The sequence below is a fragment of the Kitasatospora sp. NPDC003701 genome (assembly GCF_053587085.1).
On record NZ_JBSFNM010000133.1, the window covers coordinates 1 to 6,367 of the forward strand.

Below are 6,367 nucleotides of genomic sequence, written 5' to 3' on the forward strand. Positions count from 1 at the left end.
CTCATCACCACGAAGACCGCGGTCATGGGGGCGTTGCCGCCGAAGGAGCCCCCGCACCTCGGGTTCCGAGGTGCGGGGCCGCCGCCGTACCGGGCCCGGCCCGGTCAGCCGGTGGTCAGCACCAGCTTGTTCTTGGCCGACTTCTCGACCGCGTCGGGCGAGTAGGACCAGGTCAGCAGCTTGCCCTTGAGCCAGAGGTCGGTCTGGTCGTTGTAGTTGGGGTGGAACGCGTGCCCGGAGGCGCCGCCGACGTTGATCCAGCGCGAGGCGTCGAAGTCGCTCAGGTCGACGACCATCCGCATCGACGGGATCCAGTCCACCTGGTAGCCGGCCGCCGCGTTCCAACCCGCCGCGTCGACCGCCCCCGAGCCGCCGGAGAGGCGGTACGGGCCGCGGTTGAGCAGCCGCTGGACGACACCGGAGGCGATCGAGGAGTCGTCGCTGCCCATGGTCTGCTCGCGCAGCGTCAGCGTGTGCAGCCGGCCCCAGCTCCAGGTGGAGACGTCCTTGCTGAGCAGCGCGGTGAGGTCCTGCCGGGCATTCTTCATTGCCTCGGCGAGCAGGTTGTCGAGGCCCTTCTGCTCGTGGTGCTGCGAGTCGATGTACGTCCACCAGCTGCTGTCGGGCTTCTCCAGCTGCTGGCGCACCACCTCGGTCCAGCGGTCGCCGCCGTCCGGCTGGGCCTTGCCCGGGTCGCGGGTGCCGCACTCGGTGACGATCTGGGTGCTGCTGTCCGGCTTGGTCGGATCGGTCTGCCGACGGACCAGCAGGCAGTTGTCCTCGGCGCGCAGATCGGCCGGGAACTTCTGGCCGAAGGAGAGGCTGAGCAGCTGGCGCCAGACGCCGTTGTAGTAGGCGGCGGCGGCCGAGTCGGCGTCCTGGTGGTAGTTCCAGTCCTTCAGCAGGTCCTGCGCCTCACGCACGTACGGGTCGTCGATCCGCACCTTGAGCAGCATGGGGACCAGCGTCTTGGCGAGGATGCTGGTGTTGTCGAGCTGCATCTCCTGCATGTCGTCCGGCGAGATCCTGCCGTTGTTCTTGAGCTTGGCGTCGATCTGCTCGGTGATCTCCTTGGCCCGGGTGCCGTACTCCCAGTCCTTGGTCAGCAGGTACTTGTACGACGGATCGACCACGGCCTGGTTGGCGGTGACGATGTAGCCCGAGGCCGGGTTGAAGCTGTACGGCAGGGCGGTGAAGGGGACGGCGCCCTTCCACTGGTAGGCGGAGTCCCAGCCGGGGGCCGGGTAGCCGCCGTCGCCCTTGCCGCGCATCGGGATGTTGCCGGGGGCCTGGTAGCCGATGTTCTTGGCGTCGGCGTAGATCAGGTTCTGCGCGGGGACGGCGAAGTCCTTGGCGGCGGCCCGGAAGTCGTCCCAGCCCTTGGCCCGGTCCAGCGTGAAGACCGCGTCCATGGTCTTGCCCGGTTCGAGCGCCGTCCACTGCAGGGCGACCCCGTAGCCGGTGGTCGAGCGGTCCGGGGCGGAGGTGCCGTTCGGGGCGTACTTGCCGACGTTCTGCTGCTCGGTGCTCTGGTCGGAGATCAGCGGCGCACCGGTCTGCGTGGTGCGCACGGTGATGGTGCGGTCCTCGCCGCCGGCCACCTTGATGGTCTCCTTGCGCAGGTTGAACTTCACCTCCTTGCCGTCCACCAGGTAGGTGTCCGGGCCGGTGACCTTCTCCAGGTAGAGGTCGGTGACGTCCGCGCCGAGGTTGGTGAAGCCCCAGGCGATGTCCTTGTTGTGGCCGATCATCACGCCCGGCAGGCCGGCGAAGGTGAAGCCGGAGACGTCGTACTGGCAGGCGGGCGAGGCGGTGCGGCAGTGCAGGCCCATCTGGTACCAGACCGAGGGCAGGCCGGGGCCGAGGTGCGGGTCGTTGGCCAGCAGCGGCTTGCCGGTGGTGGTGTGCGTGCCGGCGACCACCCAGGAGTTGGAGCCGATGCCCTGGCCCTGCCGGCCGAGCAGCTGCGGCATGGCGTCGATCCGGTCGGTGACGTCCTTGAGCATCGCCTTGGTCGCGGCGGCGCCCTGGGCGGTGCCCGTGCCGGTGCCGCCGGCGTTGGCCTGCCCGGCGCCGTCCGCCGGGCGGTAGTTCTCGCCCGCCACGGTGCCGGTCTTCACGATGGTGCCGTTGCGCGCGTACGGGTACTCCGGGTACAGCTCGGCGATCTTCTCCGGGCTGAAGTCCTGGGCGAGCAGCGAGCGGTCGATCTCCTCCTGGAGGTTCCCGGAGAGGTTCCAGGCCATCGCCTTCAGCCAGGCCACCGAGTCGACCGGGGTCCACTGCTCGGGCTTGTAGTCGCCGTTCGCGACGCCGAGCACGGCGTACTCCAGCGAGGCGCTGGCGCCACCGGGGTGCTCGCCCAGCCAGGCGTTGACGCCGTCCGCGTAGGCCTGCAGGTACTTCTTGGTCTCGGGCGACAGCTGGGAGTCGAACTCCTTCTGCGCCACGTCGCGCCAGCCCATGGTGCGGATGAAGGAGTCGGTCTCGACCTGGCTGTCGCCGAACATCTCGGAGAGCCGGCCCGCGGTGATGTGCCGTCGGACGTCCATCTCCCAGAACCGGTCCTGGGCCTGGACGTAGCCCTGGGCGCGGAAGAGGTCCTCCGAGGTGTCGGCGTACAGCTGGGGGATGCCGTTGGCATCCCGCTTCACGTCGACCGGCGCGCTCAGGCCCGTCACCTTGACGCTGCCGTCGACCTCCGGGAAGGACGCGCGGACCGCGGCCACTCCCCGGTAGCCGCCGTAGCCGGCGCCGGCCACCAGCAGCACGACCAGCACGATCACGATCAGACGGGCGCGCCGGAACTTCTTCGAGCGGGGCATCTGGGTCCTTGCGGTCCTCGACTGGGGGGCGGGCGGGCATGTCCAGGGCACTCGGCCATGACAGGGCACCACATTAGGCCGACTCGGCTGGCGGGCGTGCACGGGGGACGCTCACGGTGGGATCGGACGAGGTCAGCGAAGGGGCGGGAGGGACCCGTGTGAACTGCGAAGCTAAAGATATGGCAAAATGTTAGACTGAGTAACGATCCGCTAGGGGAGCAATCTCCCTGGCCGGTCGGCTCGCTCCGGCCTCACCGCCGCCAGACACCCCGCCCGCCCCCAGCCTCCGAGGTGCCCCTGCGTGAATGTCGACCACCTGAACCAGCTGCTCCTCGAGTTCTCCGTGATCCTGCTGGTCGCGGTGGTCGCCGTGCGCATCTCGACCCGGTCCGGGCTGCCGAGCCTGCTGATCTACCTCGGCATCGGCGTCGCGCTCGGCCAGAACGGCCTCGGCTTCGCCTTCAACAACGCCGCGCTGACCCAGGTGATCGGCTACGCCGCCCTGGTCGTCATCCTGGCCGAGGGCGGTCTCAAGACCAGCTGGCGCGAGGTCAGACCCGTGATGCCGGCCGCCACCGTGCTCGCCACGGTCGGCGTCGGGATCAGCGTCTTCGTGACCGCCGCGGGTGCGCACTGGCTGGTCGGCCTGGACTGGCGGACCTCCATGCTGCTCGGCGCGATCGTCTCCTCGACCGATGCCGCCGCCGTCTTCTCCGTCCTGCGGATGGTGCCGCTGCCGCACCGGCTGACCGGGCTGCTGGAGGCCGAGTCCGGCTTCAACGACGCGCCCGTGGTCATCCTGGTCGTCGCCTTCGCCACCACCGGCGAGCTGGACTCCTGGTACGTCCTGATCGGCACGATCGCCGCCGAGCTGGCGATCGGTGCGGCGGTCGGCTACACGGTCGGCAAGCTGGGCGCCTTCGGGATCAAGCACGTCGCGCTGCCGTCCTCCGGCCTCTACCCGATCGCCGTCCTCGCGCTCACCGTGCTCGCCTACGCCGGCGGCGCGCTGCTGCACGGCTCCGGCTTCCTCGCCGTCTACATCAGCGCGGTCATCCTGGGGAACGCCAAGCTGCCGCACGGTCCCGCGGTCCGCGGCTTCGCCGACGGCCTGGCCTGGATCGGGCAGATCGGCATGTTCGTGCTGCTCGGCCTGCTCTGCACCCCCGAGACCATGGGCTCGGCCGTGGTGCCCGCGCTGGTGATCGGCGCGGTGCTGGTCTTCCTGGCCAGGCCGCTGTCGGTGGTGCTCACGCTCACGCCCTTCAAGCTGCCCTGCCGCGAGCAGGCACTGCTCAGCTGGGCCGGGCTGCGCGGGGCGGTGCCCATCGTGCTGGCCACCATCCCGATGGTGTCGGGCGCGCCGATGGCCCAGGACGTCTTCAACATCGTCTTCATCCTGGTCGTGGTCTTCACCCTGCTCCAGGGCCCGACCCTGCCCTGGGTCGCCAAGTGGCTGAAGATCTCCGAGGGCTCGATGGGCCAGGACCTCGGCATCGAGTCCGCGCCCCTGGAGAAGCTGCACGGACACCTGCTGTCAGTGGCCCTGTCGCCGACCTCCAGGATGTCCGGCGTGGAGATCGGCGAGCTGCGGCTGCCGGCCGGCGCGGCGGTGACCCTGGTGGTCCGGGAGGGGAGCAGCTTCGTCCCGGACAAGGCCACCGTGCTGCGCGGCGGGGACGAGCTGCTGGTCGTCACGACCGACGAGGTGAGCGAGGCCGCGGAGCGGCGGCTGCGGGCCGTGGACAAGGGCGGCAAGCTCGCGGGGTGGCTGTACGGGCGGTGACCATGGGGGCTTCGCCCAGCGTTCACCTTCATTGGGCAGGACAGATTTGGATGTCGTCTGTATTGTGGAGGAAAGCGCGACATCTACGCGCGTATATGCATGACGATTTGAGACACCCCAGCATCTGTCTGAAGCAGAGTTGGCGCGACCGCTCGGCGGCCGCGGCCCGGTCCCGGTAACCACGCCGAGCCGGCCCGGTAACTACCCCGGTCGACGCGCGAGAGGACGACTCTCGGCGCCGTCGGGGCCACCCCATGCCCCTTCCGCGCTACCAGGCAGCAGGAAGGACCGACCGTGACGGCCCGCCGAACGGTCGACAACACCGCGGACACCCGCGCCGCCCTGGCCACGGCCACGCACCCGGACACCGCGCCGGGCGCCGAGGCCGCCACCGACGGGGGCGCACCCGCCCGCGTCGGATACGGCGCACTGCTGCGCACCCCCGGGGCCTGGACGTTCCTGGCCCCCGCCTTCGCCGCGCGGCTCCCGTACGCGATGCTCAGCCTGGGCATCGTCCTGCTGGTCCTGGACACCCACGGCTCCTACGGCACGGCCGGCAGCGTCGCGGCGGTCTCGGCCGTCGCCCAGGCCTTCATCGGCCCGCAGACCGGCCGGCTGGCCGACCGCTACGGCCAGGCCGCCGTGCTCGTCCCGACCGTGATCGTGCACGCGATCTCGGTCGGCGCGCTGATCGCGCTGGCCCTGGGCCACGCCCCGGTCTGGACCCTCTTCCTCGCCGCCGCCCCGGCCGGCGCCAGCGTGCCGCAGGTCGGCGCGATGGTCCGCTCCCGCTGGGTCGCCAAGCTCTCCGAGGAGAGCCCGGCGGCTCCCGCCCTCTCGGCCGCCAAGCTGAACACCGCGTTCGCCTTCGAGTCCGTGACGGACGAGTTCACCTTCGTGATCGGCCCGGTGCTCGCCGGCGCCATCGCCACCTCGGTCAACCCGTCGGCCGGGCTGATCGCCGAGGCCGCGCTGACCGTGGTCGGCGGGCTCGCCTTCGCCGCCCAGCGGCGCACCGCACCGGCCCGGCACCCGCACGAGCCCGGCGTCCGCCGCGTCTCCGCGCTCTCCTCGCCCGGCGTCCGGCTGCTGGCCGGCGCGTTCCTGGGCGTCGGCACCGTCTTCGGCGCGATGCAGGTCTCGGTGACCGCCTTCACCGAGTCGGTCGGCCAGCCCGGGGCCAACGGCACCGTGTACGGGATCTTCGCCGGCGGCTCGATGCTGGCCGGCGTGCTGTACGGCATGGTCGCCTGGCGGCGAGCCGCCCGGCACCGGATGCTCGCCAGCTACGCGCTGCTGGTCCTGGGCTGCTCGACGCTCTGGGCGATGCCCAACCTGGTCGCGCTGTCCGTCGCCGGGCTGGTCTGCGGTCTGGCCATCGCGCCGACGCTGATCACCGGGTACACCCTGGTCGAGACGCTGGTCGCGGACGGCGCCAAGACCGAGGCCTTCACCTGGCTGACCGGTGCCATCGGGCTGGGCCTCGCGGCCGGGTCCACGGTGGCCGGGCGGCTGATCGACGGGCACGGGCCGTCGGCCGGGTTCCTGGTGCCGATGGCCGGCGCCGGGCTGGGCCTGGTCGCGCTGGTCTCGCTGCGGCACCTGCTGGTGGCGCCGGGTGCGCCGAGCACGGTGGTCGCGTCCGCCGGCGAGCGGGGCTCGGCGACGCAGCCGCAGCTGGTCGGGGCGGTCAAGGGCTGAGGCGCGGCGGCGCGGCGGCGCGGCGGCGCGGCGGCGCGGCGGCGCGGCGGCGCGG

3 protein-coding genes are annotated in these 6,367 nt (G+C 71.5%); 2 read left to right on the top strand and 1 reads right to left on the bottom strand.

The genetic code is table 11. From position 1 onward, the window contains the following. Positions 1–104 precede the first annotated feature (104 nt). The gene (locus tag ACWDRR_RS43910) at positions 105–2,825 is read right to left on the bottom strand and encodes a penicillin acylase family protein (protein ID WP_449777959.1); all 2,721 of its coding nucleotides are present in this window, start codon (positions 2,823–2,825) and stop codon (positions 105–107) included. Positions 2,826–3,126: 301 nt separating this feature from the next. Between ACWDRR_RS43910 and ACWDRR_RS43915 the strand changes: the two genes are divergently transcribed. Next, positions 3,127–4,611, top strand: coding sequence for a potassium/proton antiporter (locus tag ACWDRR_RS43915; protein WP_449777960.1), 1,485 nt, complete (start codon positions 3,127–3,129; stop codon positions 4,609–4,611). 429 nt (positions 4,612–5,040) lie between these two features. Beyond that, on the top strand, positions 5,041–6,312 hold the full coding sequence (locus ACWDRR_RS43920) for an MFS transporter (protein WP_449777961.1): 1,272 nt from the start codon (positions 5,041–5,043) through the stop codon (positions 6,310–6,312). The last annotated feature ends 55 nt before the right edge of the window (positions 6,313–6,367 follow it).